The organism is Streptomyces thermodiastaticus (genome assembly GCF_014656135.1).
In the GTDB taxonomy this organism is placed as follows: Bacteria; Actinomycetota; Actinomycetes; order Streptomycetales; family Streptomycetaceae; genus Streptomyces; species Streptomyces thermodiastaticus.
The window spans coordinates 34330-60434 of sequence record NZ_BNBV01000020.1; the positions used below are offsets into that span (position 1 = coordinate 34330).

Below are 26105 nucleotides of genomic sequence, written 5' to 3' on the forward strand. Positions count from 1 at the left end.
CACCCCGGTGGGCCGGTGACGCGTGCTGCGGTCACCCCGGTGGGCCGGTGACGCGCGGCCCGCTCACCACCGGTCGGCCGGTTCCGGCCCGGCGCCGTACCCGGGGTCCGCGGCGTACGGCTGGATGTCCGCCTCCGGCTCCGGATGCGGACCCGGTCCGGCGTCCGCTCCAGGGCCGTGGCCAGAAGGGCCGTGCCCGGCGTCCGGCTGCGGACCGGTCGGGCCGTCCAGACAGGCCAGCACCGCCAGCACCCCCTCCCCGTAGGTCGCGAGCTTCTTCTCGCCGACCCCGCTGACCGAGCCCAGCTGGGCCAGGGAGGCCGGGCGGACCGTGACGATCTCGCGGAGTGTGGCGTCGTGGAAGATGACGTAGGCCGGGACGCCCTGCTCCCGGGCCTGCTCGGCACGCCAGGCGCGCAGCGCCTCGAACGCGGGCAACAGCTCCTCGGGCAGCTCGGCCGTCGCGGCCCTGGGCTTGGACCGCCCCGACGCGGAGGACCCCGTACGCAAGGCCGCCGGGCGTCTGGGGTCCTTGCGCAGCGGCACCGTCCGCTCGCCGCGGAGCACCGAGGCGCTGGCCTCGGTCAGCACCAGGGTGCCGTACTCGCCCTCCACCCCGATGAGGCCCTGCGCCAGCAGCTGCCGTACGACGGCGCGCCACTCGCCCTCGGTCAGCTCCTGGCCCTTGCCGAAGACCGACAGCTGGTCGTGGTCGAACTGGATGACCTTGCCGGTGCGCCGACCGAGCAGGATGTCGATGATCTGCCCCGCGCCGAACTTCTGCCCGCGCTCGCGCTGCAGCCGCACCACCGTCGACAGCACCTTCTGGGCGGCGACGGTGCCGTCCCAGGTCTCGGGCGGGGTCAGGCAGGTGTCGCAGTTGCCGCAGCCGGCCTGGTCCGGTTCCTGGCCGAAGTAGGCGAGGAGATGACCGCGGCGGCACTGCGCGGTCTCGCACAACGCCAGCATCGCGTCCAGGTGGGCGGCGGCCCGGCGGCGGAAGGCCTCGTCGCCGCCGCCCGACTGGATCAGCTTGCGCTGCTGGACGACGTCGTTGAGGCCGTAGGCCATCCAGGCCGTCGACGGCAGTCCGTCCCGGCCGGCGCGGCCGGTCTCCTGGTAGTAGCCCTCGACCGACTTGGGCAGGTCCAGGTGGGCGACGAAGCGCACGTCGGGCTTGTCGATGCCCATGCCGAAGGCGATGGTGGCGACGACGACCAGGCCGTCCTCGCGCAGGAAGCGGGACTGGTGCGCGGCGCGGGTGGCCGCGTCCAGGCCCGCGTGGTAGGGCACCGCCTCGATGCCGTTGCGGGTCAGGAACTCCGCGGTGCGCTCCACCGAGCTGCGGGACAGGCAGTAGACGATGCCCGCGTCCCCCGGGTGCTCCTCGCGCAGAAAGGCCAGCAGCTGCTTCTTGGGGTCGGCCTTGGGCACGATCCGGTACTGGATGTTGGGCCGGTCGAAGCTCGCCACGAAGTGACGGGCGTCCGGCATGCCCAGCCGCCGGGTGATCTCCTGGTGGGTGGCGGGGGTGGCGGTCGCGGTCAGCGCGATCCGCGGCACGTCCGGCCAGCGCTCGCCCAGCAGGGACAGGGCGAGGTAGTCCGGGCGGAAGTCGTGCCCCCACTGGGAGACGCAGTGCGCCTCGTCGATGGCGAAGACGGAGATCTTGCCCCGGGAGAGCAGGTCGAGCGTGGCCTCCAGCCGCAGCCGCTCCGGCGCCACGTAGAGCAGGTCCAGTTCGCCCGCGAGGAACTCGGCCTCGACGACGCGGCGCTCGTCGAAGTCCTGGGTGGAGTTGATGAAACCGGCGCGCACACCGAGCGCGCGCAGGGCGTCCACCTGGTCCTGCATCAGCGCGATCAGCGGTGAGACCACGACGCCGGTGCCGGGCCGGACCAGGGCCGGGATCTGGTAGCACAGCGACTTGCCGCCGCCGGTGGGCATGAGGACCACGGCGTCGCCGCCGGCCACCACATGCTCGATGACCGCTTCCTGCTCGCCCCGGAAGGCCTCGTACCCGAAGACCCGTCGCAGCGTGGCCAGCGCCTCGCTGTCCGTCACTGGCATGTCGGTGACACCGCCCGTCCCACCCATCGTCTCGTCCCCCGTGCGTCTGCTTCGACCATTTCCTCCACGATAGGGGGCTCCGCCGACAGCCCCGGAGTTGTCCACAGGCCGGGACGCAGGCACCGCCTGCAGGGACCACTGGCAGGCACCGCTGCGGCCCGCGCGCACCAGCGCACCCGCACCCGTGCCCACGCCCACGCCCACGCCCACGTCAAGGACACAGCGGTCGCTCACCCGCACGCGGGAGACCTGTCCGCTTCCGCTCGACAGCCTGCCTCCACCGGCGAGACTCCGCCCCATGGGAGACCCGACGAACCCCGCGCCGAAGGCGACCCCGTCCGACTGGCCCGTCCCGCCGGAAGGCGGCTGGACCGCCGACGACCTGGACCGCCTCCCGCATCTCCCCCCGCACACGGAACTGATCGACGCGAGCCTGGTCTTCGCAGGTCCGCGGACTCTTTTCCACACGCGAGCGGTGGACTTCTTCACGTGCCGGCTGCGGTCCCTGGCGCCCGGGGAGTTCGAGGTGGTCCGCGAGTTCACCATCGACATCGACCGCCAGAACCGCCCCGAGCCCGACGTGGTCGTGGTGCGCGCGGACGTGGTGCGGGACCCGGAGCAGACCCGTCTTCCGGCCGAGGCGGTCGTCCTGGCCGTGGAGGTCGTCTCCGAGGACTCCGTGTCGCGGGACCGCGAGACCAAGCCCGCGAAGTACGCCCGGGCGAAGATCCCGCACCACTGGCGGGTGGAGAACGAGCAGGGCCGCGCCGCCGTGCACACCTTCGAGCTGGAGCCCACCACCGGCGCGTACACCAGCACCGGCATTGTCCGGGAGCGGATGAAGACGGACCTGCCGTTCCCGGTCGACCTGGACCTCACCCGCATCAGGGTCCGCCGCACCGACGCACAGTGACCGCCGGGAACGCCGCTGCCCGGCACCCCCGCTCGCAGGGTGCCGGGCAGTCGCGTACCGCGCGGGCGGCGTGCTCAGCGGACGAACACCGCCGCCTGATCCGCCAGGTCGAGGAAGTACTGCGGGGCCACACCGAGGGCGATGGTGACCACTACGCCGATGCCGATCGCGGTCACGGTCAGCGGTGAGGGCACCGCCACCGTCGGGCCCTCCGGCCGCGGCTCGTTGAAGAACATCAGGACGATCACGCGGATGTAGAAGAAGGCCGCGACCGCCGAGGCGAGCACACCGACGACCACCAGCGGGGCCGCGCCGCCCTCGGCGGCCGCCTTGAACACGGCGAACTTCCCGGCGAAGCCGCTGGTCAGCGGGATGCCCGCGAAGGCCAGCAGGAACACCGCGAAGACCGCGGCCACCAGCGGCGAGCGCCGGCCGAGACCGGCCCACCGCGACAGGTGCGTCGCCTCGCCGCCCGCGTCGCGCACCAGCGTGACCACGGCGAAGGCGCCGACCGTCACGAAGGAGTACGCGGCCAGGTAGAACAGGACGGAGGAGACACCGTCCTTCGAGGTGGCGATCACACCGGCGAGGATGAAGCCCGCGTGGGCGATCGACGAGTACGCCAGCAGACGCTTGATGTCGGTCTGAGTGATCGCGACGATCGCACCGACCACCATCGTCAGGATCGCCACGCCCCACATCACCGGCCGCCAGTCCCAGCGCAGGCCCGGCAGCACCACGTAGAGCAGCCGCAGCAGCGCACCGAACGCGGCCACCTTGGTCGCCGCCGCCATGAAGCCGGTGACCGGGGTCGGGGCGCCCTGGTAGACGTCGGGCGTCCACATGTGGAACGGCACCGCGCCCACCTTGAACAGCAGCCCCATCACCACCATGGCCGCGCCGATCAGCAGCAGCACGTCGTTGCCCGTGGTGTTGGCCAGCGCCGGGTCGACGGTGCTCACCTTGCCCTCGACGACCTGCGCGATCGTCCCGTAGGACACCGAACCGGCGTACCCGTACAGCAGCGCGATGCCGAACAGGGTGAACGCGGAGGCGAACGCGCCGAGCAGGAAGTACTTCACCGCGGCCTCCTGCGACATCAGCCGCCGGCGGCGGGCCAGCGCGCACAGCAGGTACAGCGGCAGCGAGAAGACCTCCAGGGCCACGAACAGGGTCAGCAGGTCGTTCGCCGAGGTGAAGACCAGCATGCCCGCGACGGCGAAGAGCAGCAGGGGGAAGACCTCGGTGGTGGTGAAGCCGGCCCGCACCGCGGCCTTCTCGGTGTCGCTGCCCGGCACGGCGGAGGCCTGCGCGGCGAAGGAGTCGACGCGGTTGCCGTGCGCGGCCGGGTCCAGGCGCCGCTCGGCGAAGGTGAACAGGCCGACGAGGCCGGCCAGCAGAATGGTGCCCTGCAGGAACAGCGCCGGGCCGTCGACGGCGACCGCACCCATCGCGGCGACGTGCGCCCGGGTGGTGCCGTACCCGCCCGCGGCGAGCCCGACGACCGCCGCGAACGCGGCGCACAGGGCCACCACGGAGACGAACACCTGTGCGTAGTACCGGGACTTGCGCGGGACGAACGCCTCGACCAGCACCCCGATGAGCGCGGCGCCCGCGACGATCAGGGTGGGCGCCAGCTGCCCGTATTCGATCTTCGGCGCCTCGATCTTCGCGATCGGGTCGGCCGCGGTTGTCCACAGGCTGTGGACGGCTGCTGTGCTCACTTGGCCGCCTCCACCTCGGGCCGGGGATCGGTCGTGTGTACGTCGGACATGGTCTGCTGGACCGCCGGGTTGACGATGTCCGCCACGGGCTTGGGATAGACGCCCAGGAAGACGAGCAGCACGATCAGCGGGGTCACCACCACCAGCTCACGGACCCTCAGGTCCGGCATCGCCGTAACCTCCGGCCTTACCGGGCCGGTCATCGTCCGCTGGTAGAGGACCAGCGTGTACAGCGCGGCCAGGACGATGCCGAGGGTCGCGAGGACACCGATCACGGGATGGCGGGTGAACGTGCCGACCAGGACCAGGAACTCACTGACGAACGGCGCCAGACCCGGCAGCGACAGCGTCGCCAGACCGCCGATCAGGAAGGTGCCGGCGAGCACCGGCGCGACCTTCTGCACGCCGCCGTAGTCGGCGATGAGCCGCGAGCCGCGCCGCGAGATCAGGAACCCGGCGACCAGCAGCAGCGCGGCGGTGGAGATGCCGTGGTTGACCATGTACAGCGTCGCGCCGGACTGGCCCTGGCTGGTCATGGCGAAGATGCCGAGGATGATGAAGCCGAAGTGGGAGATCGACGCGTACGCCACCAGGCGCTTGATGTCCCGCTGGGCCACCGCGAGCAGCGCGCCGTACAGGATGCTGATCAGGGCCAGGACCAGGATGACCGGGGTGGCCCAGCGGCTGGCCTCCGGGAAGAGCTGGAGGCAGAAGCGCAGCATCGCGAAGGTGCCCACCTTGTCCACGACCGCGGTGATGAGCACGGCGACCGGGGCGGTGGCCTCCCCCATGGCGCCCGGCAGCCAGGTGTGCAGCGGCCACAGCGGCGCCTTCACCGCGAAGGCGAAGAAGAAGCCGAGGAACAGCCAGCGCTCGGTGCTGGTCGCCATGCTCAGGGAGCCGTCGGCACGGGCCTGGGCGATCTCCGTCAGCGAGAACGTTCCCGCGACCACGTACAGGCCGATGACCGCGGCCAGCATGATCAGGCCGCCGGCCAGGTTGTACAGCAGGAACTTCACCGCCGCGTACGAACGCTGAGCGGCCGCCGTCTCCTCGCCGTGCTCGTGGGCCCGGTCTCCGAAGCCGCCGATGAGGAAGTACATCGGGATCAGCATGGCCTCGAAGAAGATGTAGAAGAGGAAGACGTCGGTGGCCTCGAAGGAGATGATCACCATCGCCTCGACGGCCAGGATCAGCGCGAAGAAGCCCTGGGTGGGCCGCCAGCGGCGGCTGCCGGTCTCCAGCGGGTCGGCGTCGTGCCACCCGGCCAGGATCACGAACGGGATCAGCAGGGCGGTCAGGGCGATCAGCGCCACCCCGATGCCGTCCACGCCCAGCTGATAGCGCACCCCGAAGGCGGAGATCCACGCGTGGGACTCGGTGAGCTGGTACCGGGCGCCGTCCGGGTCGTACCGCACCGCCACGGCGACGGCCAGGAAGAACGTGGCGAGCGAGACGAGCAGGGCCAGCCACTTGGCGGCCGTGCGCCTGCCGGCCGGGACGGCGGCCGTGGCGACGGCCCCGACGGCCGGCAGCACCGCCGTCGTTGTCAGCAAAGGAAAGGACATCGGTATCAGACCGCCCTCATCAGCAGGGTCGCGGCGATCAGGAGCGCCGCACCGCCGAACATCGAGACCGCGTAGGAGCGGGCGAAGCCGTTCTGCACCCGGCGCAGCCGCCCGGACAGGCCGCCCATCGCGGCCGCCGTGCCGCCCACGGCTCCGTCGACCAGGTTGTGGTCGACGTACACCAGGGAGCGGGTGAGGTGTTCACCGCCGCGGACCAGGACGACATGGTTGAAGTCGTCCTGGAGCAGGTCGCGCCGGGCGGCCCGGGTGAGCAGCGATCCGCGCGGGGCGACGGCCGGGACCGGCTTGCGGCCGTACTGGGCCCAGGCGACGGCCACCCCGATCACCAGGCACGCCAGGGTCGCCCCGGTGACCGTGGCCGCGCCGACGGGCGAGTGGCCCTCGCTGTGCCCGGTGACCGGCTCCAGCCAGTGCAGGAAGCGGTCGCCGACGGAGAAGAACGCACCGCCGAACACCGAGCCGACGGCCAGCACGATCATCGGGATCGTCATGACCTTCGGCGACTCGTGCGGGTGCGGGGTGCCCGCCGGGGTCGTGCGGTTGCGCCAGCGTTCCTCGCCGAAGAACGTCATCAGCATCACCCGCGTCATGTAGAACGCGGTGATCGCGGCGCCCAGCAGGGCCGCGCCGCCGAGGATCCAGCCCTCGGTGCCGCCCTTGGCGAAGGCCGCCTCGATGATCTTGTCCTTGGAGAAGAAGCCGGACAGGCCCGGGAAACCGATGATCGCGAGATAGCCGAGGCCGAAGGTGACGAAGGTGACCGGCATGTACTTCCTGAGGCCGCCGTAGGCGCGCATGTCGACCTCGTCGTTCATGCCGTGCATCACGGAGCCCGCGCCGAGGAACAGGCCGGCCTTGAAGAAGCCGTGGGTCACCAGGTGCATGATCGCAAAGGCGTAGCCGATCGGGCCGAGGCCGGCGGCCAGCACCATGTAGCCGATCTGCGACATGGTCGACCCGGCCAGCGCCTTCTTGATGTCGTCCTTGGCGCATCCGACGATCGCACCGAACAGCAGGGTGACCGCGCCGACCACGGTGACGGCCAGCTGTGCGTCGGGGGCGGCGTCGAAGATGGCGCCGGAGCGGACGATGAGGTAGACGCCCGCGGTCACCATGGTCGCGGCGTGGATGAGGGCGGAGACCGGGGTCGGGCCCTCCATGGCGTCGCCGAGCCAGGACTGCAGCGGCACCTGGGCCGACTTGCCGCACGCGGCGAGCAGCAGCATCAGCCCGATGGCGGTGAGCTTGCCCTCGGAGGTGTCCTGGGCGTGGCCGAGGACCGGCCCGAAGGCGAAGGTGCCGAAGGTGGTGAACATCAGCATGACCGCGATCGACAGGCCCACGTCGCCGACGCGGTTGACCAGGAACGCCTTCTTCGCCGCGGTGGCCGCGCTGGGCTTGTGCTGCCAGAAGCCGATCAGCAGGTAGGAGGCCAGGCCGACGCCCTCCCAGCCGACGTACAGCAGCAGGTAGTTGTCGGCGAGGACGAGCAGCAGCATCGCCGCGAGGAAGAGATTGAGGTAGCCGAAGAAGCGGCGGCGGCGCTCGTCGTGCTCCATGTAGCCGACGGAGTACAGGTGGATCAGCGAGCCGACGCCGGTGATCAGCAGCACGAACGTCATGGACAGCTGGTCCAGGCGGAAGGTGACGTCCGCCTGGAACCCGGCCACCGGGATCCAGCTGAACAGGTGCTGGGTGACGGTGCGGTCGTCGGCGCCCCGGCCGAGCAGATCGGCGAAGAGCACCAGGCCGATGACGAAGGAGACCGCGGCGAGCAGGGTGCCCAGCCAGTGGCCGACGGCGTCGAGCCGGCGGCCGCCGACGAGAAGGACGACCGCTCCGAGCAGAGGCGCCGCGATCAGCAGCGCAATCAGGTTCTCCACGATTCTTCCGACCCCTTACAGCTTCATCAGGCTGGCGTCGTCGACCGAGGCCGAGTGACGGGTACGGAACAGCGACACGATGATCGCGAGCCCGACCACGACCTCCGCCGCGGCGACGACCATCGTGAAGAAGGCGATGATCTGGCCGTCGAGGTTGCCGTGCATCCGGGAGAAGGCGACGAACGCGAGGTTGCAGGCGTTGAGCATCAGCTCGATGCACATGAAGAGCACGATGGCGTTGCGCCGGACGAGCACACCGGTGGCACCGATCGTGAACAGCACGGCGGCGAGATACAGGTAGTTGACGGGGTTCACTGCGACGCCTCCTCGGTCCGCTTGAAGGTCGCCGGGATCTGGGGGCGCTCCAGGCGCTCGGCGGCGCGCCGCTCCAGGGCCTTCAGGTCGTTCAGCGCCTCGGCCGAGACGTCCCGGATCTGGCCGCGTTCGCGCAGGGTCCGGTTGACGGTCAGCTCGGACGGGGTGCCGTCGGGCAGCAGGCCCGCGATGTCGACGGCGTTGTGCCGGGCGTAGACACCGGGGGCGGGCAGCGGCGGCACGTAGGTGCCCTCGCGCACGCGCCGCTCGGACAGCTCGCGCTGGGTCTTGGCCCGCTCGGTGCGCTCGCGGTGGGTGAGGACCATGGCGCCGACGGCCGCCGTGATGAGCAGGGCGCCGGTGAGTTCGAAGGCGTAGACGTACTTGGTGAAGATGACGGACGCCAGCCCCGCGACGTTGCCGTTCGCATTGGCCCGGCCGGTGCCGGCGAAGTCCTTCAGGGAGGCGTTGGCGATGCCCGCGAGCAGCAGGATGCCGAAGCCGAGACCGCACAGCGCGGCCAGCCAGCGCTGGCCCTTGATGGTCTCCTTCAGCGAGTCCGCCGCGGTGACACCGACGAGCATCACCACGAACAGGAACAGCATCATGATCGCGCCGGTGTAGACGACGATCTGCACGATGCCGAGGAAGTACGCGCCGTTGGCGAGGTAGAACACCGCCAGCACGATCATGGTGCCCGCCAGGCTCAGCGCGCTGTGCACGGCCTTCTTCAGAAAGACGGTGCACAGGGCGCCGATCACCGCGATGGTGCCCAGGATCCAGAACTGGACGGCCTCCCCGGTGGACGTGGTGTAGGCGGCGAGCTGTGCGGTCATCAGCTGATCACCTTCTTCGGCGCCTGCTCGCGGTCGTCGGCGGCGGACGTCTCCTCGGGCGGCACCTCGCCCTTGGAGACGGCGACCTGACGCACCGTCCCCGGTGCGGCCTCGGTCACCAGGCCCCGGTAGTAGTCCTGCTCGTCGGTGCCCGGGTACATGGCGTGGGGCGTGTCGACCATGCCCTCCTCCAGGCCGGCGAGCAGCTGCTCCTTGGTGTAGATGAGGTTCGCGCGGCTGGAGTCGGCCAGCTCGTACTCGTTGGTCATGGTCAGCGCGCGCGTGGGGCAGGCCTCGATGCACAGGCCGCACAGGATGCAGCGGGCGTAGTTGATCTGGTAGACGCGGCCGTAGCGTTCGCCCGGGGAGTAGCGCTCCTCGTCGGTGTTGTCGGCGCCCTCGACATAGATGGCGTCGGCGGGGCAGGCCCAGGCGCACAGCTCGCAGCCGACGCATTTCTCCAGGCCGTCCGGATGGCGGTTGAGCTGGTGCCGTCCGTGGAAGCGCGGAGCCGTGGGCTTCTTCTGCTCCGGGTACTGCTCGGTCAGCCGCTTCTTGAACATGGCCTTGAAGGTCACGCCGAAGCCGGCCACGGGGTTCAGGAAACCGGGCTTGGTCTCCTTGGGCTCCTCAGCCATCGGACGCCTCCTTTCCCTCCGTAGGTCCGTCGTGGACGGTGTCGGGCCCGCCGCTGACGATCAGTTCGCGTTCGCGGCGGGGACGGCGCCGGGGCACCGGCGGCAGTTCCTGGCCGGGCAGCGGCGGGACGGGGAATCCGCCGGCCATCGGGTCGAAGACGGCGGGCTGGGAGGCGGGCTGCTCGGCCCGCCTGGCCTTGTCGCGGAACAGGTCGGCGACGAAGGAGATGAGCAGCAGCGCCAGGACGGCGCCGACGACGTAGAGGGCGATGTCAGTGAAGCCGTAGTTCTCGTTGCGCAGGGTGCGCATCGCGGCGACGAGCATCAGCCAGGTCACGGAGACCGGGATGAGCACCTTCCAGCCGAGCTTCATCAGCTGGTCGTAGCGCACCCGGGGCAGGGTGCCGCGCAGCCAGATGAAGAAGAACAGCAGCAGCTGCACCTTGACGACGAACCAGAGCATCGGCCACCAGCCGTGGTTCGCGCCCTCCCAGAAGGTGCTGACCGGCCACGGGGCCCGCCAGCCGCCGAGGAAGAGGGTGGTGGCCACGGCCGAGACGGTCACCATGTTCACGTACTCGGCGAGCATGAACATCGCGAACTTGATCGACGAGTACTCGGTGTTGAAGCCGCCCACCAGGTCGCCCTCGGACTCGGGCATGTCGAACGGGGCGCGGTTGGTCTCGCCGACCATCGTGACGATGTACAGCAGGAACGACACCGGCAGCACCACGATGTACCAGCGGTCGTGCTGCTGCTCGACGATCGCCGACGTCGACATCGACCCGGAGTACAGGAACACCGAGGCGAACGCGGCACCCATGGCGATCTCGTAGGAGATCATCTGGGCGCACGAGCGCAGGCCGCCCAGCAGCGGGTAGGTGGAGCCGGAGCTCCAGCCGGCCAGCACGATGCCGTAGATGCCGACCGAGGCGACCGCGAGGATGTACAGCATGGCGATCGGCAGGTCGGTCAGCTGCATCGCGGTGCGGTGGCCGAAGACGGAGATCTCGTTGCCGGCCGGGCCGAAGGGGATCACCGCGATCGCCATGAACGCGGGGACGGCCGCGACGACGGGCGCGAGGACGTAGACGGCCTTGTCCGCGCGGCGGACGACGATGTCCTCCTTGAGCATCAGCTTCACGCCGTCGGCCAGCGACTGCAGCAGGCCCCACGGGCCGTGCCGGTTGGGGCCGATGCGCAGCTGCATCCAGGCGACGACCTTGCGCTCCCAGACGATGGCGAACAGCACGGTCAGCATCAGGAAGGCGAAGCAGAACACCGCCTTGACGACGATCAGCCACCACGGGTCGGTGCCGAACACCGACAGGTTCTCTGCGGCGAGGTACCGGCTCACGCCTCCACCTCCTTCGGGGCCTCGGTGGCGCGGGGCGCCGGGCCGATACGGACCAGGGAGCCGGGCAGCGCGCCGGTGTCGGAGGCGACGCCGGAGCCTGCGGAGTTCAGCGGCAGCCACACGACCCGGTCGGGCATGTCGGTGACCTGAAGCGGGAACCGCACCGATCCGGCGGGACCGGTCACGGCGACGATCTCGCCGTCCCGCACGCCCGCCTCGGCGGCCGTGGCGGGCGACAGGCGGGCGCAAGCCGCGTGCCGGGTGCCGGCGAGCGCCTCGTCGCCCTGCTGCAGGACGCCCTGGTCGAGCAGCAGGCGGTGCCCGGCGAGCACGGCCTCGCCGGCGGCCGGCCGGGGCAGGGCGCCGGCGCGCTGCTCGGGGTCGGCGGCGCGCGTCCCGGTCCACACCCCGAGCCGGCCCAGCTCGGCGCGGGCGGTGCGCAGGTCCGGCAGTCCCAGGTGGACGTCCATGGCGTCGGCGAGCATCTGCAGCACCCTGAGGTCGGACGGGTTGAGCCGGCGAGTCATCTGGTCCGGCTTCAGCGCGGCCTCGAAGGGGCGCAGCCGGCCTTCCCAGTCGAGGAAGCTGCCGGCCTTCTCCGCGACCGCGGCGACGGGCAGCACCACGTCGGCGTGCTCGGTGACCTCGCTGGGCCGCAGCTCCAGCGACACCAGGAAGCCGGCTTCCGCCAGGGCGGCCCGGGCCCGTGCCGGGTCGGGCAGGTCGGCGACCTCCACACCGGCCACCAGCAGCGCCTGCAGCTCACCGGTCGCGGCGGCCTCGAGGATCTCCCCGGTGTCCCGGCCGTAGCCGTGCGGGAGCGCGGCCACGCCCCAGGCGGCGGCGACCTCCTCCCGGGCCCGCGGGTCGGTGGCCGGGCGTCCGCCCGGCAGCAGCGACGGCAGCGCGCCCGCCTCGATCGCGCCGCGCTCGCCGGCCCGGCGCGGGATCCACACCAGCCGTGCGCCGGTCGCGGTGGCGGCCCGGACGGCGGCGGTCAGTCCGCCGGGCACGCCGGCGAGCCGTTCGCCGACCACGATCACGGCGTTCTCCTCGCGCAGCGCGACCGCGGCGCGGGCGCCGTCACCCTCCAGGCCGACGCCGCCGGCCAGGGCGTCCAGCCACTTCGTCTCGGTGCCGGGCGCGGCCGGCAGCAGGATGCCGCCCGCCTTCTCAAGGCCCCGGGTGGCGTGCGTGGCCAGGGCGTAGACCTTCTGGCGGTGCTTGCGCCAGGCCTTGCGCAGCCGGAGGAAGACCGCGGGCGCCTCCTCCTCGGACTCGAATCCGACGAGGAGGACGGCGGGCGCCTGCTCCAGGGCGGTGTAGGTCACGCCGGTGCCGTCGAGGTCCCGGCCGTGGCCGGCCACGCGGGCGGCCAGGAAGTCGGCCTCCTCACCGCTGTGCACGCGGGCGCGGAAGTCGATGTCGTTGGTGTCGAGCGCGACCCGCGCGAACTTGCTGTAGGCGTAGGCGTCCTCGACGGTGAGCCGGCCGCCGGTGAGGACGCCGGTGCGGCCGCGGGAGGCCAGCAGGCCCTGGGCGGCGATCTCCAGCGCCTCCGGCCAGGACGCCGGCACGAGGTCGCCCTCCGGGTTGCGCACCAGCGGGGTGGTCAGCCGGTCCTTCAGCTCGGCGTAGCGGAAGGCGAACCGCCCCTTGTCGCAGATCCACTCCTCGTTGACCTCGGGGTCGTTCGCGGCGAGCCGCCGCAGCACCTTGCCGCGCCGGTGGTCGGTGCGGGTGGCGCAGCCGCCCGCGCAGTGCTCGCACACCGACGGCGAGGAGACCAGGTCGAAGGGGCGGGAGCGGAAGCGGTAGGCGGCCGAGGTGAGGGCGCCGACCGGGCAGATCTGGATGGTGTTGCCGGAGAAGTACGACTCGAAGGGGTCGCCCTCGCCGGTGCCGACCTGCTGCAGCGCGCCCCGCTCGACCAGGTCGATCATCGGGTCGCCGGCGATCTGCTGGGAGAAGCGGGTGCAGCGGGCGCACAGCACGCACCGCTCCCGGTCCAGCAGCACCTGCGAGGAGATCGGAACCGGCTTTGCGTAGGTCCGCTTCTTGCCCTCGAAGCGGGACTCGGCGTGGCCGTGCGACATGGCCTGGTTCTGCAGCGGGCATTCGCCGCCCTTGTCGCACACCGGGCAGTCCAGCGGGTGGTTGATGAGCAGCAGCTCCATCACACCCTTCTGGGCCTTCTCCGCGACCGGGGAGGTCAGATGGGTCTTGACGACCATGCCGTCGGTGCAGGTGATGGTGCACGAGGCCATGGGTTTGCGCTGGCCCTCGACCTCCACGATGCACTGGCGGCAGGCCCCGGCCGGGTCCAGCAGCGGGTGGTCGCAGAACCGGGGAATCTCGATGCCGAGCTGCTCGGCGGCCCGGATGACCAGGGTGCCCTTGGGCACGCTGATCTCGATGCCGTCGATGGTCAGCGTGACCAGGTCCTCCGGCGGGACGGCCGCCGCACCGCCCTGCCAGGGCGCGTTGGTGGTCACGGTCATGCGAGCACCTCCGTGTGCTTGTCCGCCCAGGCCGTCGACTTGGCGGGGTCGAAGGGGCAGCCGCGGCCGGTGATGTGCTCCTCGTACTCGGCGCGGAAGTACTTCAGGGAGGAGAAGATCGGCGAGGCGGCGCCGTCACCGAGGGCGCAGAAGGACTTGCCGTTGATGTTGTCGGCGATGTCCTCCAGCTTGTCGATGTCGGCCTTGCTGCCCCGGCCGGCCTCGATGTCCCGCAGCAGCTGCACCAGCCAGTAGGTGCCTTCGCGGCACGGGGTGCACTTGCCGCAGGACTCGTGGGCGTAGAACTCGGTCCACCGGGTCACGGCCCGCACCACGCACGTGGTCTCGTCGAAGCACTGCAGGGCCTTGGTGCCGAGCATGGATCCGGCGGCGCCGACGCCCTCGTAGTCCAGCGGGACGTCGAGGTGTTCCTCGGTGAACATCGGGGTGGAGGAGCCGCCGGGCGTCCAGAACTTCAGCCGGTGCCCGGGGCGCATGCCGCCGCTCATGTCGAGCAGCTGGCGCAGGGTGATGCCGAGCGGGGCCTCGTACTGGCCGGGGCGGGCGACATGGCCGGAGAGGGAGTAGAGCGTGAAGCCGGGCGACTTCTCGCTGCCCATCGACCGGAACCATTCCTTGCCGTTCCTCAGGATGGCGGGAACCGAGGCGATGGACTCGACGTTGTTCACCACCGTGGGGCACGCGTACAGGCCGGCGACCGCGGGGAAGGGAGGACGCAGGCGCGGCTGGCCGCGGCGCCCTTCGAGGGAGTCCAGCAGCGCGGTCTCCTCGCCGCAGATGTACGCGCCGGCGCCGGCGTGCACGGTGACGTCGAGGTCCATGCCGCTGCCGAGGACGTTCCGGCCGAGGTAGCCGGCCGCGTAGGCCTCGCGGACGGCCGCGTGCAGCCGCCGCAGCACGGGGACGACCTCGCCGCGCAGGTAGATGAAGGCGTGCGAGGACCTGATGGCGTAGCAGGCGATGACGATGCCCTCGATGAGGGCGTGCGGGTTGGCGAACAGGAGCGGGATGTCCTTGCAGGTGCCGGGCTCCGATTCGTCGGCGTTGACCACCAGGTAGTGCGGTTTGCCGTCGCCCTGGGGGATGAACTGCCATTTCATCCCGGTCGGGAAGCCCGCGCCGCCGCGCCCGCGCAGACCGGAGTCCTTGACGTAGGCGATGACGTCGTCGGGCGACATGGCGAGTGCCTTGCGCAGCCCCTCGTAGCCGTCGTGTTTCCGGTAGACGTCGAGCGTCCAGGACCGGTCCTCGTCCCAGAAGGACGACAGCACGGGAGCGAGCAGCTTCTCCGGGCTGGAGTCCTTCAGTTCGGCTGCCAAGGTCATCACTCCCCCTCCTTCGCGTCGGGTGCCGCACCGCCCGACGTGCGGGGTGCGTCACCTTCGTCCCGGACGGCGGGCGACGGGTGGTGCGGGTCGGAGGCCGAGGTCGGCTGCGGGCTGTCGTGGGAGCTGAGGTGCTCCGCGGGCGACGGCTCGTGCACGGTGCCGTGCGGCACGTCGTCCGGGCCGGTCTCGCGGGGGTGGACGACGCGTGCGGGGGCGGCCTGTCCCTTGGCCAGGCGCAGGCCCGCGAGCGAGGCCTCTCCCGCGCTGCCGCCGGCCTCGGTGGCCCCGGGCCGCTCGTCGGGGAAGCCGGCCAGGATCCGGGCGGTCTGCTGGAAGGTGCACAGCGGCGCGCCGCGCGTGGGGGTGACGGTCCGTCGCGCGCGCAGGTCGTCGACCAGGCGCTTGGCGCTCTCGGGGGTCTGGTTGTCGAAGAACTCCCAGTTGATCATCACGACCGGCGCGTAGTCGCAGGCCGCGTTGCACTCGATGTGCTCCAGGGTGATCGTGCCGTCGTCGGTGGTCTCGCCGTTGCCGACGCCGAGGTGGTCCTGCAGCGCCTCGAAGATCGCGTCTCCGCCCATGACCGCGCACAGCGTGTTGGTGCACACCCCGACCTGGTAGTCGCCGGAGGGTTTGCGCCGGTACATGGTGTAGAAGGTGGCGACCGCGGTGACCTCGGCCGTGGTCAGGCCGAGGACGTCCGCGCAGAACCGGATGCCGGTGCGCGTGACGTAGCCCTCCTCCGACTGCACCAGGTGCAGCAGCGGCAGCAGGGCGGACCGGGAGTCGGGGTAGCGGGCGATGATCTCCCGCGCGTCGGCCTCCAGCCGGGCGCGGACGTCGTCCGGGTAGCCGGGGGCGGGCAGCTCGGGCATGCCCAGGCTGACGGCCCGCTCCGAGGAAGAGGTGGTCACCGGTCGACGCCTCCCATCACGGGGTCGATGGACGCGACGGCGACGATGACGTCGGCGACCTGGCCGCCTTCGCACATCGCCGCCATGGTCTGCAGGTTGGTGAAGGACGGGTCGCGGAAGTGGACCCGGTAGGGGCGGGTGCCGCCGTCGGAGACGACGTGCACGCCGAGTTCGCCCTTGGGTGACTCCACCGCCGTGTACGCCTGTCCCGGCGGGACGCGGAAACCCTCGGTGACCAGCTTGAAGTGGTGGATCAGGGCCTCCATGGAGGTGCCCATGATCTTCTTGATGTGGTCGAGGGAGTTGCCGAGGCCGTCCGGCCCCAGGGCGAGCTGGGCGGGCCAGGCGATCTTCTTGTCGGCGACCATGACCGGGCCGGGCTGCAGCCGGTCCAGGCACTGTTCGACGATCCGCAGCGACTGGCGCATCTCCTCCAGCCGGATCAGGAACCGGCCGTAGGCGTCGCAGGTGTCGGCGGTGGGGATGTCGAAGTCGTACGTCTCGTACCCGCAGTACGGCTGGGCCTTGCGCAGGTCGTGGGGCAGGCCGGTGGCCCGCAGGATGGGGCCGGTGGCGCCGAGGGCCATGCAGCCGGCCAGGTCGAGGTAGCCGACATCCTGCATGCGGGCCTTGAAAACGGGGTTCCCGGTGGCGAGCTTGTCGTACTCCGGGAGATTCTTCTTCATCTTCTTGACGAACTCGCGGATCCGGTCGACCGCGCCGGGCGGCAGGTCCTGGGCGAGTCCGCCGGGACGGATGAAGGCGTGGTTCATCCGCAGCCCGGTGATCAGCTCGTAGAGGTCCAGGATCATCTCGCGGTCCCGGAACCCGTAGATCATGATCGTGGTGGAGCCGAGCTCCATGCCGCCGGTGGCGATGCACACCAGGTGGGAGGAGAGCCGGTTCAGCTCCATCAGCAGCACCCGGATGACCGTGGCGCGCTCGGGAACCTGGTCCTCGATGCCGAGGAGTTTCTCCACGGCGAGGCAGTAGGCGGCCTCGTTGAAGAAGGACGTCAGGTAGTCCATGCGCGTCACGAACGTGGTGCCCTGCGTCCACGTGCGGTACTCGAGGTTCTTCTCGATGCCGGTGTGCAGATAGCCGATGCCGCAGCGGGCCTCGGTGACCGTCTCTCCCTCGATCTCCAGGATCAGCCGGAGCACCCCGTGGGTGGAGGGGTGCTGCGGGCCCATGTTGACGACGATGCGCTCGTCGTCGGCGCGCGCCGCGGACTGGACGACCTCGTCCCAGTCGCCGCCGGTGACCGTGTAGACGGTGCCTTCGGTGGTTTCGCGGGGGGTCGCGGACGACGGGGTGTGCGTGCTCATGAGTACGACCTCCGCTGGTCCGGAGCCGGGATCTGGGCGCCCTTGTACTCGACGGGGATGCCGCCGAGGGGGTAGTCCTTGCGCTGCGGATGGCCCTGCCAGTCGTCCGGCATCATGATCCGCGTCAGGGCCGGGTGGCCGTCGAAGACGATCCCGAAGAAGTCGTAGGTCTCGCGTTCGTGCCAGTCGCAGGTCGGATAGACCGAGAACAGCGACGGGATGTGCGGGTCGCGGTCCGGGACGCTGACCTCCAGGCGGATCAGCCGGTTGTGGGTGATGGAGCGCAGGTGGTAGACGGCGTGCAGCTCGCGCCCCTTGTCGTGCGGGTAGTGGACGCCGCTGACGCCGGTGCACAGCTCGAAGCGCAGCGCCGGGTCGTCGCGCAGGGTGCGGGCGACGCGCACCAGGTGCTCGCGCTCGATGTGGAAGGTGATCTCGCCGCGGTCGACGACCGTCTTCTCGATGGCGTTCTCGGGCAGCAGGCCCTGTTCCTCCAGGGCGCCTTCCAGTTCGTCGGCGACCTCGTCGAACCAGCCGCCGTAGGGCCGGCTCGCCGGTCCCGGGAGCCGGATGGAGCGGACCAGGCCGCCGTAGCCGGAGGTGTCGCCGCCGTTGTTCGCGCCGAACATGCCGCGCTGGACGCGGATCTCCTCGCCGCCCTCGCCGCGCCGGCCGGGGAGGTTGGCCGCGGCGAGGTCCTTCTCCGGGTTCACCCCGTTCGCCGCGCCGTTCACGGCGTCAGGCCCGGTCGCCTTGCTGGTGCCGTTGGCGTCGCTCACTGCAGCAGCCCCTTCATCTCGATCGTGGGCAGGGCCTTGAGCGCCGCCTCCTCCGCCTCGCGGGCCGCCTCCTCGGCGTGCACGCCGAGCTTGCCTGCGCGGATCTTCTGGTGGAGCTTGAGAATGGCGTCCATCAGCATCTCGGGCCGGGGCGGGCAGCCGGGCAGATAGATGTCGACGGGGACGATGTGGTCGACGCCCTGCACGATCGCGTAGTTGTTGAACATGCCGCCCGAGGAGGCGCAGACGCCCATGGAGATCACCCACTTGGGATTGGGCATCTGGTCGTAGACCTGCCTGAGGACCGGCGCCATCTTCTGGCTGACCCGGCCCGCCACGATCATCAGGTCGGCCTGCCGGGGCGAGCCCCGGAACACCTCCATGCCGAAACGCGCCAGGTCGTAACGGCCGGCGCCGGTGGTCATCATCTCGATCGCGCAGCAGGCCAGGCCGAAGGTGGCGGGAAAGACGGACGCCTTGCGCACCCAGCCCGCGGCCTGCTCGACGGTGGTCAGCAGAAAACCGCTCGGCAGCTTTTCTTCGAGTCCCATGTCAGTTGGCCCCTCAGTCCCATTCCAGGCCGCCGCGCCGCCAGACATAGGCGTAGGCGACGAAGACGGTGAGCACGAAGAGCAGCATCTCCACGAGCCCGAACACACCGAGGGCGTCGAAGGTGACGGCCCACGGATAGAGGAAGACGATCTCGATGTCGAAGACGATGAAGAGCATCGCCGTCAGGTAGTACTTGACGGGGAAGCGCCCGCCGCCCGCCGGCGTGGGGGTCGGCTCGATGCCGCACTCGTAGGCCTCGAGCTTGGCGCGGTTGTACCGCTTCGGTCCGATCAGCGTGGCCATCACCACGGAGAAGATCGCGAAGGCTGCCCCGAGGGCTCCCAGTACGAGGATGGGCGCATACGCGTTCACCGCTCCTCGCTCCTCTCAGTCGGCACTGACTGCTGGCGGTTGCGTGGACTCACGGCCGTCTCATGTGTCCCACCACCCCCGCTTGTCCCGGCGAAGATCGAGAACATGTGAAGCAGGTCACAAGCCCAACTGCAGGGCATCTTATGCCCGACGCTCTGTGATCTGCGACACGGGGTATCGCACAAGCTTTGTGATCTTTGCCACCTGACGAACGATCACCAAGCCGGATCAGCGGTGATCTTCGCACGTGAAGCACCCGTGCGATCACCACTGGTGACATTTTACCGCGTCTTTGCAGGTAAAGACCGGTCCGCATTATCAGATGACCGGCGTCCACCGCAAAGTGGCGCTGGACGTCAAGACCTTGATATAGGGCTTGTTTTCACACCCGGGGACGACGGCGGGGCGCGATGTGGACGTGTTCACACATTCACAAGCGTGCCGGCCCTGGTGCGGCTCCCGATCGGCCCGGTCCGCACGGCCGTGTCATGGACGTGTTCGGCCTCGGAACCGGCCGCTCCGGCCGAGGGACGCGGCCCGCCGGCGGCGTCGCTCCGGTCGTCGGCGCCCGGCGCGTCGGCGGGCAGGGGCGGGGAGGCGGACGGGTGCCGGCGCCCGACGCCGGCCGTCGTGGCCACCCACCCCGCTGCCGGAGACGGTGGCCGGCCCACCGCCGACGACCGCCGCCCGCACGAAAAATGTGGTGAGCACCGGCGAGTTGGGCCCGAAGGGAGCGAGCGCACCGCCTGCACCGCTGTCCCGGCCGCTCCCGGCCGCTCCCGGCCGCTCCCGGCCGCCCACCGGACGAGCCGCCGCGAGGCCCGCGCCCCCACCGGCGACGGGCCCGGTCCGCGGCCGCGGCGGCCCGCGCACACACCCGCCCACGGACAAGGACGCGCCGCGATGGGACACCTCGAAGCCTCGCACCTCGAGTACCGCTTGCCCGACGGGCGGGTGCTGCTCGACGACGTGTCGTTCCGGGTCGGCGAGGGGACGGTGGCGGCCCTGGCCGGCGCGAACGGCGCCGGCAAGACGACCCTGCTGCGCCTGCTGTCCGGCGAGCTGAGGCCGCGCGGCGGCACGGTGACCTCCAGCGGCGGTGTCGGGGTGATGCGGCAGTTCGTCGGATCGGTACGGGATGCGAGCACGGTCCGCGATCTGCTGGTGTCGGTGGCGCCGCCGCGCATCCGGCAGGCCGCCCGCGCCGTCGACGAGGCCGAGCACCTCGTGATGACGGTGGACGACGAGGCCGTCCGGATGACCTGCGCCCAGGCCCTGGCCGACTGGGCAAAGGCGCGCGGCTACGAGGCGGAGACGCTGCGGGACATGTGCACCATGGCCGCGCTCGGCGTGCCGTACGTCAAGGCGCAGTGGCGCGAGGTGCGCACCCTGTCGGGCGGTGAGCGCAAGCGGCTGGCGCTGGAGGCGCTGCTGCGCGGCCCTGACGAGGTGCTGCTGCTGGACGAGCCCGACAACTACCTGGACGTACCGGGCAAACGGTGGCTGGAGGACCGGCTCGCCCAGACCGGCAAGACAGTGCTGTTCGTCTCGCACGACCGGGAGCTGCTCGCCCGTGCCGCCGGGCGCGTCGTCGCGGTGGAGCCGGGACCGGCCGGCTCCGAGGTGTGGGTGCACCCAGGCGGCTTCGGCACCTTCCACAAGGCGCGGCAGGAGCGGTTCGCCCGGTTCGAGGAGCTGCGCCGCCGCTGGGACGAGAAGCACGCCCAGCTGAAGAGGCTGGTGCAGGACCTGCAGCAGTACGCCGCGCGCAGCGACGACATGGCCTCCCGGCACCAGGCGGCGAGGACCCGGCTGCGGAAGTTCGAGGAGATCGGGCCGCCGCCCGAGCCGCCGCGCAAGCAGGACATCCGGATGCGTCTTCAGGGCGGGCGGACCGGGGTGCGGGCCGTCACCTGCGAGCAGCTGGAGCTGACGGGGCTGATGAAGCCGTTCTCGCTGGAGATCTTCTACGGCGAGCGGGTGGCGGTCGCCGGCTCCAACGGCTCGGGCACGTCGCACTTCCTGCGGCTGCCGGCCGGGGAGGACATCGCCCACACGGGCAAGGTGAAGCTGGGCGCGCGGGTGGTGCCCGGCCATTTCGCCGAGACCCATGCGCGTCCCGAGCTGATGGGCCGCACGCTGGTGGACATCCTGTGGACGGAGCACGCCCGGGACCGCGGCGCGGCCATGTCCGTGCTGCGCCGCTACGAACTGCACCGCCAGGCGGACCAGACCTTCGACCGGCTCTCCGGCGGCCGGCAGGCCCGCTTCCAGATCCTGCTGCTGGAACTGGCGGGCACCACCGCGCTGTTGCTGGACGAGCCGACGGACAACCTGGACCTGGAGTCGGCGGAAGCCCTCCAGGAGGGCCTGGAGTCCTACGAGAAGACAGTGCTGGCGGTCACCCACGACCGCTGGTTCGCGCGGTCCTACGACTGTTTCCTGGTGTTCGGCAGCGACGGCCGGGTACGCGAGATGCCGGAGCTGGTGTGGGACGAACGCCGGGTGGAGCGTGCCCGCTGACGGGACAGCAGGCACACGACGGGACACAGCGGAACCTGCCGCAGGCGTGCGGACCCTCCGGTCCCCGCACCCGCGGGGCGCGGCGGACGTCGAGGGCGGCCGCACGCACGGACACCCCGGCCGCAGTGACCGTTCCGTGACCTTAGCCACACCTTCGAGCTGCGCACAGAAAGCGGGCTTGGCCAACGATCCCGACCGGTGATAGGCGCGGAGCAAATCGGGCGTAATGACGAAAGCCCATGATCACGCCCATGATCACTCCGGTCCGCCATGTCCGTTGTGGCGTCAATAAAGGCCCTCACATCAGGGCTTCACGGCCCCGACCGAGCAAATGTGGCGCATCACACGTTTGTTGAAGATACGGAGGAGGCCCTGATACCGGTTGTTCCCATGTCCCACACCGCTCACATACGCAGCCACCGGAAGCCCCGCCGTAGCGCGTCCAGGATCGCGATGCGGGCCGGGGTTGCCGGTGGGGTTCTCGGCACACTGGCAGTGACGGGTGCGTCGGCCTCCTCGGCGAACGCCGCCGAGCCGGTCACCCAGACCCTCGAACTGCCCACCCTCTCCGATGGCCTGGCCGCCCAGGTCGCCCAGTCCGCGGACGCCACCGCTCAGGCGGCCGCGGACTACGAGCTGCAGGCCGAGCGTGACGCGGCCGCCGCCAAGGCCGCACGGCAGGCCGAGGCGGACCTGGCCGAGGCCAAGAAGAAGGCCGAGGCCGAAAAGAAGAAGAAGGCCGAGGAGGCCGCCCGCAAGGCTGCCGCCGAGCGCGCCTCGCGCACCAGCGCGCGGACCGTGCTGGCCGCCTCGGTGAGCACCGGTTCCGGCGTCTCGGCGTCCACCGGTTCCTCCACCGCCACCGGTTCGGTCGCCGCCGTCCTCTCCTTCGTCAAGGCCCAGATCGGCAAGGCGTACGTCTCCGGGGCCACCGGTCCGTCGGCGTACGACTGCTCGGGTCTGGTGCAGGCCGCCTTCAAGCAGGTCGGTGTGGACCTGCCGCGTGTCTCCCAGGACCAGTCCACCGCGGGCACCCAGGTGTCGCTGTCGAACCTCCAGCCGGGCGACATCCTGTACTGGGGCGGCGCGGGCAGCGCGTACCACGTGGCCGTGTACGTCGGTGACGGTATGTTCGTCGGCGCGCAGAACCCCTCCTCCGGTGTCGTGGAGAGGCCGCTGTCGTACGACCCGCCGTCCGGCGCGGTGCGGGTGCTCTGACGGCACCGCGCACGCCGTACGGAACGAAGGGCCGCAGCCGCTCGGGGGCAGCGGCCCTTCGGGCGTTCACGGCGCGGGCCGGTGGCGCACCGGTCCGCGCGGTGCCGTCACGTCCGGCGCGCCCCGGGCCTGCTCAGGCTTTCGGGACCTGCTCAGGCCTTCGGCGCCACCTTGGACAGGCCGTTGATGATGCGGTCCATGGCGTCGCCGCCGGTCGGGTCGGTGAGGTTGGCCAGCAGCTTGAGGGCGAACTTCATCAGCACCGGGTGGGTCAGGCCGCGCTGGGTGGCGATCTGCATGATCTTCGGGTTGCTGATGAGCTTCACGAAGGCGCGGCCCAGCGTGTAGTAGCCGCCGTAGGTGTCCTTCAGCACCTGCGGGTAGCGCCGGAGGGCGAGCTCACGCCGGGCGGCCGTGCCGCGGGCGTGCGCCTGGACGATGACGTCGGCGGCGATCTGGCCGGACTCCATCGCGTAGGCGATGCCCTCGCCGTTGAACGGGTTCACCAGGCCGCCGGCGTCGCCGACGAGCAGCAGCCCGCGCGTGTAGTGCGGCTGGCGGTTGAAGGCCATCGGCAGGGCCGCACCGCGGATGGGGCCGGTCATGTTCTCCGGGGTGAAACCCCAGTCCTCGGGCATGGAGGCGCACCAGGCCTTGAGGATCTCGCGCCAGTCCAGCTCCTTGAAGGAGGCGGAGGTGTTGAGCACGCCCAGGCCGACGTTGGAGGTGCCGTCGCCCATGCCGAAGATCCAGCCGTAGCCGGGCAGCAGCCGGTCCTGCGGGCCGCGCCGGTCCCACAGCTCCAGCCAGGACTCCAGGTAGTCGTCGTCGTGCCGGGGCGAGGTGAAGTAGGTGCGGACGGCCACGCCCATCGGCCGGTCCTCGCGGCGGTGCAGCCCCATGGCCAGGGACAGCCGGGTGGAGTTGCCGTCGGCGGCGACGACGAGCGGGGCGTGGAAGGTGACCTCACGCTTCTCCTCGCCCAGCTTGGCCGTCACACCCGTGATGCGGCCGGTGCGGTCGTCGACGATCGGACCGGAGACGTTGCAGCGCTCGAACAGCCGCGCACCGGCCTTCTGCGCCTGCCGGGCGAGCTGCTCGTCGAAGTCGTCGCGCTTGCGGACGAGGCCATAGTCGGGGAAGGAGGCCAGTTCCGGCCAGTCCAGCTGCAGCCGCACCCCGCCGGCGATGATGCGCAGCCCCTTGTTGCGCAGCCAGCCGGCCTCCTCGGAGATGTCGATGCCCATGGCCACGAGCTGCTTGACGGCCCGCGGGGTCAGGCCGTCGCCGCACACCTTCTCGCGCGGGAACCGGGTCTTCTCCAGCAGCAGGACGTCGAGTCCGGCACGTGCGAGGTGGTACGCGGTGGTCGACCCCGCCGGCCCCGCGCCCACGACGATGACGTCGGCGGTGTTCTCGGAGAGGGGCTCAGTCACGACGGTCACGGCGGGATCTCCCCAAGTTCGGTTGCTGCGTGCCGAACGGCACTGGACATGGGCAGTCTATGCAGCGGTGCTGATCAACCGACCGAAGGGCTGTCCCGTGATGCGAGCACTTCCCGTGATACGGCTGCGTGTTCCCACCGACGAGACGCCGTCGCCTGGCACCGGGTCTTCCACGACCGCGAGGTCATGGAGTTCCCCGCGGGCGGCGAGGTCGCCGGCCTGTCGCTGTACGAGGAGCTGACCGCCCGCCGGCACGACGCCGTGCGCGGCTTGGGCCTGTGGACGGTCCTCGACGCCGAGGACCGGGTCGCCGGTTTCACCGGCGTCCAGCCGTGGGAGCGGGACCGGGGCCCCGAGGGCGAGATCGAGATCGGCCGGCGGCTCGGCCGGGCGCACCGGTGCCGGGGGCCGGCAACCGCCACCGCGCGGCTCACCCTTGAGCGGCTGCGGGCGGCCGGTGTGCCACGCGTGGTGGCCGTGGTGGACGCCCGCGACGCACGGTCCGCCGCGGTCGCCCGGCGGCTCGGGATGCGCCGGGCGGCAAGCTGCCGGGAGCCGGTGTCGCAGCGGGAGCATCACCGCTGCCGGCTCGACCCGTGAAGCAGTCACTCACAGTAGTGATTTGTCACGGTAAGGCACCAGGCGCTTCCTGGCGGCACACCTGACGGCTACCCTGCCAGTACCGCTGGGGGTGACGCCCGTGTACCCGACACCCAAGACACCCGAAGTCCGTGTGCCGCGTCTGGTGGGGCTGATGGCGGTGGACGCCCGCGAGATCGCCCGGGCACGGGGCCTGTGGCTGAGCGCACCGGACCGGCCCGACTTCCACCGCACCGTCGTCGACCACGTCGTCCGCCAGTATCCGCAGCCCGGGGCGGAGGTGCCCCGGGACTCGATGGTGTACGTCTGGTTCGACTTCGGGCCGGGCGAGGGCGCCGGAGGCGTCCGCGAACCACGCGTCCCGCCACCGCCCTCGGACGGCCCGCACCGTGCACTCGACGAGCCGGGCGAGCCGTGCGCCGTCGGGCCCGCCTGAGCCACCCGGGCCCGCGTCAGTCCTTGAAACCGCGGTGCAGGGCCACGATGCCGCCGCTGAGGTTGCGCCAGGCCACCTGCGACCAGCCGGCCTTCCGCAGCCGTTCGGCCAGCGCCGCCTGGTCGGGCCAGGCACGGATGGACTCGGCGAGGTAGACGTAGGCGTCCGGGGCGGAGGACACCGCCCGCGCCAGCGGCGGCAGGGCGCGCATCAGGTACTCGGTGTAGACGGTGCGGAACGGCGCCCAGGTGGGGTGGGAGAACTCGCAGATGACCACGCGCCCGCCGGGCCGGGTCACCCGGTGCATCTCCCGCAGGGCCGCGTCGGTGTCCTGCACGTTGCGCAGCCCGAAGGAGATGGTGACCGCGTCGAAGGTGTCGTCCTTGAACGGCAGCCGGGTGGCGTCGCCGGCGGTGAACGGCAGCCAGGTGTGCCGCCGCTTGCCGACCTGGAGCATCCCGAGCGAGAAGTCGCAGGGGACGACGTAGGCGCCGGTGCGGGTGAAGGGCAGCGAGGAGGTGGCCGTGCCGGCGGCGAGGTCGAGGACCTTCTGCGCCGGACGGGCGTCGACGGCGCGGGCGACCTCCTTGCGCCACCTGCGGTCCTGTCCCAGGGACAGCACGTCGTTGGTCAGGTCGTACCGTTCCGCCACGCCGTCGAACATCGAGACGACTTCGTGCGGCTGCTTGTCCAGGGATGCGCGGGTCACGGGGCCCATTGTGGCAGGCGGCCGCACGCCGCCCGCCGGGCGCCTCGGCTTCTG

At 71.1% G+C, this 26105-nt stretch carries 21 protein-coding genes and 1 pseudogene; 5 read left to right on the plus strand and 17 right to left on the minus strand.

Annotated elements, in window-relative coordinates; genetic code table 11:
• Window positions 1–63: 63 nt before the first annotated feature.
• Entirely contained in the window at window positions 64–2097 is a 2034-nt protein-coding gene (gene recQ / locus IE286_RS18385; protein WP_229863097.1) for a DNA helicase RecQ, read from the minus strand.
• A gap of 271 nt (window positions 2098–2368) precedes the next feature.
• Between recQ and IE286_RS18390 the strand changes: the two genes are divergently transcribed.
• Window positions 2369–2983, plus strand: a complete 615-nt coding sequence (locus IE286_RS18390; protein ID WP_189797854.1) for a Uma2 family endonuclease — start codon at window positions 2369–2371, stop codon at window positions 2981–2983.
• A 74-nt stretch (window positions 2984–3057) separates the two neighbouring features.
• Here the strand turns inward: IE286_RS18390 and nuoN are convergent, their stop codons facing one another.
• From nuoN to IE286_RS18460, 14 genes are read right to left on the minus strand one after another with little or no spacing between them, the layout of a single operon-like run.
• Window positions 3058–4707, minus strand: a complete 1650-nt coding sequence (gene nuoN, locus IE286_RS18395; protein WP_189797855.1) for an NADH-quinone oxidoreductase subunit NuoN — start codon at window positions 4705–4707, stop codon at window positions 3058–3060.
• Window positions 4704–6275, minus strand: coding sequence for an NADH-quinone oxidoreductase subunit M (locus IE286_RS18400; protein ID WP_189797856.1), 1572 nt, complete (start codon window positions 6273–6275; stop codon window positions 4704–4706). The genes nuoN and IE286_RS18400 overlap by 4 nt, the downstream gene beginning before the upstream one ends.
• 5 nt (window positions 6276–6280) lie before the next feature.
• Window positions 6281–8179, minus strand: a complete 1899-nt coding sequence (gene nuoL / locus IE286_RS18405; RefSeq protein WP_189797857.1) for an NADH-quinone oxidoreductase subunit L — start codon at window positions 8177–8179, stop codon at window positions 6281–6283.
• 15 nt (window positions 8180–8194) lie between these two features.
• Entirely contained in the window at window positions 8195–8494 is a 300-nt protein-coding gene (gene nuoK / locus IE286_RS18410; protein WP_189797858.1) for an NADH-quinone oxidoreductase subunit NuoK, read from the minus strand.
• Window positions 8491–9330, minus strand: coding sequence for an NADH-quinone oxidoreductase subunit J (locus tag IE286_RS18415; protein ID WP_189797859.1), 840 nt, complete (start codon window positions 9328–9330; stop codon window positions 8491–8493). The genes nuoK and IE286_RS18415 overlap by 4 nt, the downstream gene beginning before the upstream one ends.
• Window positions 9330–9968, minus strand: coding sequence for an NADH-quinone oxidoreductase subunit NuoI (nuoI, locus tag IE286_RS18420; RefSeq protein WP_189797860.1), 639 nt, complete (start codon window positions 9966–9968; stop codon window positions 9330–9332). The genes IE286_RS18415 and nuoI overlap by 1 nt, the downstream gene beginning before the upstream one ends.
• Window positions 9961–11325 carry an NADH-quinone oxidoreductase subunit NuoH gene (gene nuoH / locus IE286_RS18425; protein WP_189797861.1) on the minus strand — a complete coding sequence of 455 codons (1365 nt, stop codon included), beginning with the start codon at window positions 11323–11325 and terminating at the stop codon, window positions 9961–9963. Before nuoH ends, nuoI begins: the two co-directional genes overlap by 8 nt.
• Window positions 11322–13826: an NADH-quinone oxidoreductase subunit G gene (locus tag IE286_RS18430; protein WP_189797862.1), complete on the minus strand. Its 2505-nt coding sequence runs from the start codon at window positions 13824–13826 to the stop codon at window positions 11322–11324. The genes nuoH and IE286_RS18430 overlap by 4 nt, the downstream gene beginning before the upstream one ends.
• Window positions 13823–15175, minus strand: coding sequence for an NADH-quinone oxidoreductase subunit NuoF (nuoF, locus tag IE286_RS18435; RefSeq protein WP_189797863.1), 1353 nt, complete (start codon window positions 15173–15175; stop codon window positions 13823–13825). The genes IE286_RS18430 and nuoF overlap by 4 nt, the downstream gene beginning before the upstream one ends.
• The gene (gene nuoE / locus IE286_RS18440) at window positions 15172–16089 is read right to left on the minus strand and encodes an NADH-quinone oxidoreductase subunit NuoE (RefSeq protein WP_189797864.1); all 918 of its coding nucleotides are present in this window, start codon (window positions 16087–16089) and stop codon (window positions 15172–15174) included. The genes nuoF and nuoE overlap by 4 nt, the downstream gene beginning before the upstream one ends.
• The gene (locus IE286_RS18445) at window positions 16086–17417 is read right to left on the minus strand and encodes an NADH-quinone oxidoreductase subunit D (protein ID WP_189797865.1); all 1332 of its coding nucleotides are present in this window, start codon (window positions 17415–17417) and stop codon (window positions 16086–16088) included. Before IE286_RS18445 ends, nuoE begins: the two co-directional genes overlap by 4 nt.
• On the minus strand, window positions 17414–18196 hold the full coding sequence (locus IE286_RS18450) for an NADH-quinone oxidoreductase subunit C (protein ID WP_229863100.1): 783 nt from the start codon (window positions 18194–18196) through the stop codon (window positions 17414–17416). The genes IE286_RS18445 and IE286_RS18450 overlap by 4 nt, the downstream gene beginning before the upstream one ends.
• Window positions 18193–18747, minus strand: a complete 555-nt coding sequence (locus IE286_RS18455) for a NuoB/complex I 20 kDa subunit family protein (protein WP_189797866.1) — start codon at window positions 18745–18747, stop codon at window positions 18193–18195. Before IE286_RS18455 ends, IE286_RS18450 begins: the two co-directional genes overlap by 4 nt.
• Window positions 18748–18760: 13 nt before the next feature.
• Entirely contained in the window at window positions 18761–19120 is a 360-nt protein-coding gene (locus tag IE286_RS18460; protein ID WP_125496959.1) for an NADH-quinone oxidoreductase subunit A, read from the minus strand.
• A gap of 903 nt (window positions 19121–20023) precedes the next feature.
• Here IE286_RS18460 and IE286_RS18465 point away from each other — a divergent pair.
• Entirely contained in the window at window positions 20024–21643 is a 1620-nt protein-coding gene (locus tag IE286_RS18465) for an ATP-binding cassette domain-containing protein (protein WP_189797867.1), read from the plus strand.
• A 390-nt stretch (window positions 21644–22033) separates the two neighbouring features.
• Entirely contained in the window at window positions 22034–22861 is an 828-nt protein-coding gene (locus IE286_RS18470) for a C40 family peptidase (protein WP_189797868.1), read from the plus strand.
• Window positions 22862–23013: 152 nt separating this feature from the next.
• On the opposite strand, the gene IE286_RS18475 is transcribed toward IE286_RS18470, so the two are convergent.
• Entirely contained in the window at window positions 23014–24306 is a 1293-nt protein-coding gene (locus IE286_RS18475; RefSeq protein WP_189797869.1) for a geranylgeranyl reductase family protein, read from the minus strand.
• A 100-nt stretch (window positions 24307–24406) separates the two neighbouring features.
• On the opposite strand from IE286_RS18475, the pseudogene IE286_RS18480 reads away from it, so the two are divergent.
• Window positions 24407–24906 (plus strand): annotated as a pseudogene (locus tag IE286_RS18480) (GNAT family N-acetyltransferase).
• Between the two features lie 100 nt (window positions 24907–25006).
• On the plus strand, window positions 25007–25342 hold the full coding sequence (locus IE286_RS18485) for a PASTA domain-containing protein (protein WP_189797871.1): 336 nt from the start codon (window positions 25007–25009) through the stop codon (window positions 25340–25342).
• 16 nt (window positions 25343–25358) lie between these two features.
• Here IE286_RS18485 and IE286_RS18490 read toward each other — a convergent pair whose 3' ends face one another.
• Window positions 25359–26051: a demethylmenaquinone methyltransferase gene (locus IE286_RS18490; RefSeq protein ID WP_189797872.1), complete on the minus strand. Its 693-nt coding sequence runs from the start codon at window positions 26049–26051 to the stop codon at window positions 25359–25361.
• Between the last annotated feature and the right edge of the window lie 54 nt (window positions 26052–26105).

What these genes read in the sequence shown, in the direction of transcription:
- recQ (WP_229863097.1), bottom strand. Translation starts at nt 2,097, where the DNA reads ATGGGTGGGACGGGCGGTGTCACCGACATGCCAGTGACGGACAGCGAG.
- IE286_RS18415 (WP_189797859.1), bottom strand. Translation starts at nt 9,330, where the DNA reads ATGACCGCACAGCTCGCCGCCTACACCACGTCCACCGGGGAGGCCGTC.
- IE286_RS18390 (WP_189797854.1), top strand. Translation starts at nt 2,369, where the DNA reads ATGGGAGACCCGACGAACCCCGCGCCGAAGGCGACCCCGTCCGACTGG.
- IE286_RS18445 (WP_189797865.1), bottom strand. Translation starts at nt 17,417, where the DNA reads ATGAGCACGCACACCCCGTCGTCCGCGACCCCCCGCGAAACCACCGAA.
- IE286_RS18470 (WP_189797868.1), top strand. Translation starts at nt 22,034, where the DNA reads ATGTCCCACACCGCTCACATACGCAGCCACCGGAAGCCCCGCCGTAGC.
- IE286_RS18400 (WP_189797856.1), bottom strand. Translation starts at nt 6,275, where the DNA reads ATGTCCTTTCCTTTGCTGACAACGACGGCGGTGCTGCCGGCCGTCGGG.
- IE286_RS18465 (WP_189797867.1), top strand. Translation starts at nt 20,024, where the DNA reads ATGGGACACCTCGAAGCCTCGCACCTCGAGTACCGCTTGCCCGACGGG.
- IE286_RS18455 (WP_189797866.1), bottom strand. Translation starts at nt 18,747, where the DNA reads ATGGGACTCGAAGAAAAGCTGCCGAGCGGTTTTCTGCTGACCACCGTC.
- nuoI (WP_189797860.1), bottom strand. Translation starts at nt 9,968, where the DNA reads ATGGCTGAGGAGCCCAAGGAGACCAAGCCCGGTTTCCTGAACCCCGTG.
- IE286_RS18430 (WP_189797862.1), bottom strand. Translation starts at nt 13,826, where the DNA reads ATGACCGTGACCACCAACGCGCCCTGGCAGGGCGGTGCGGCGGCCGTC.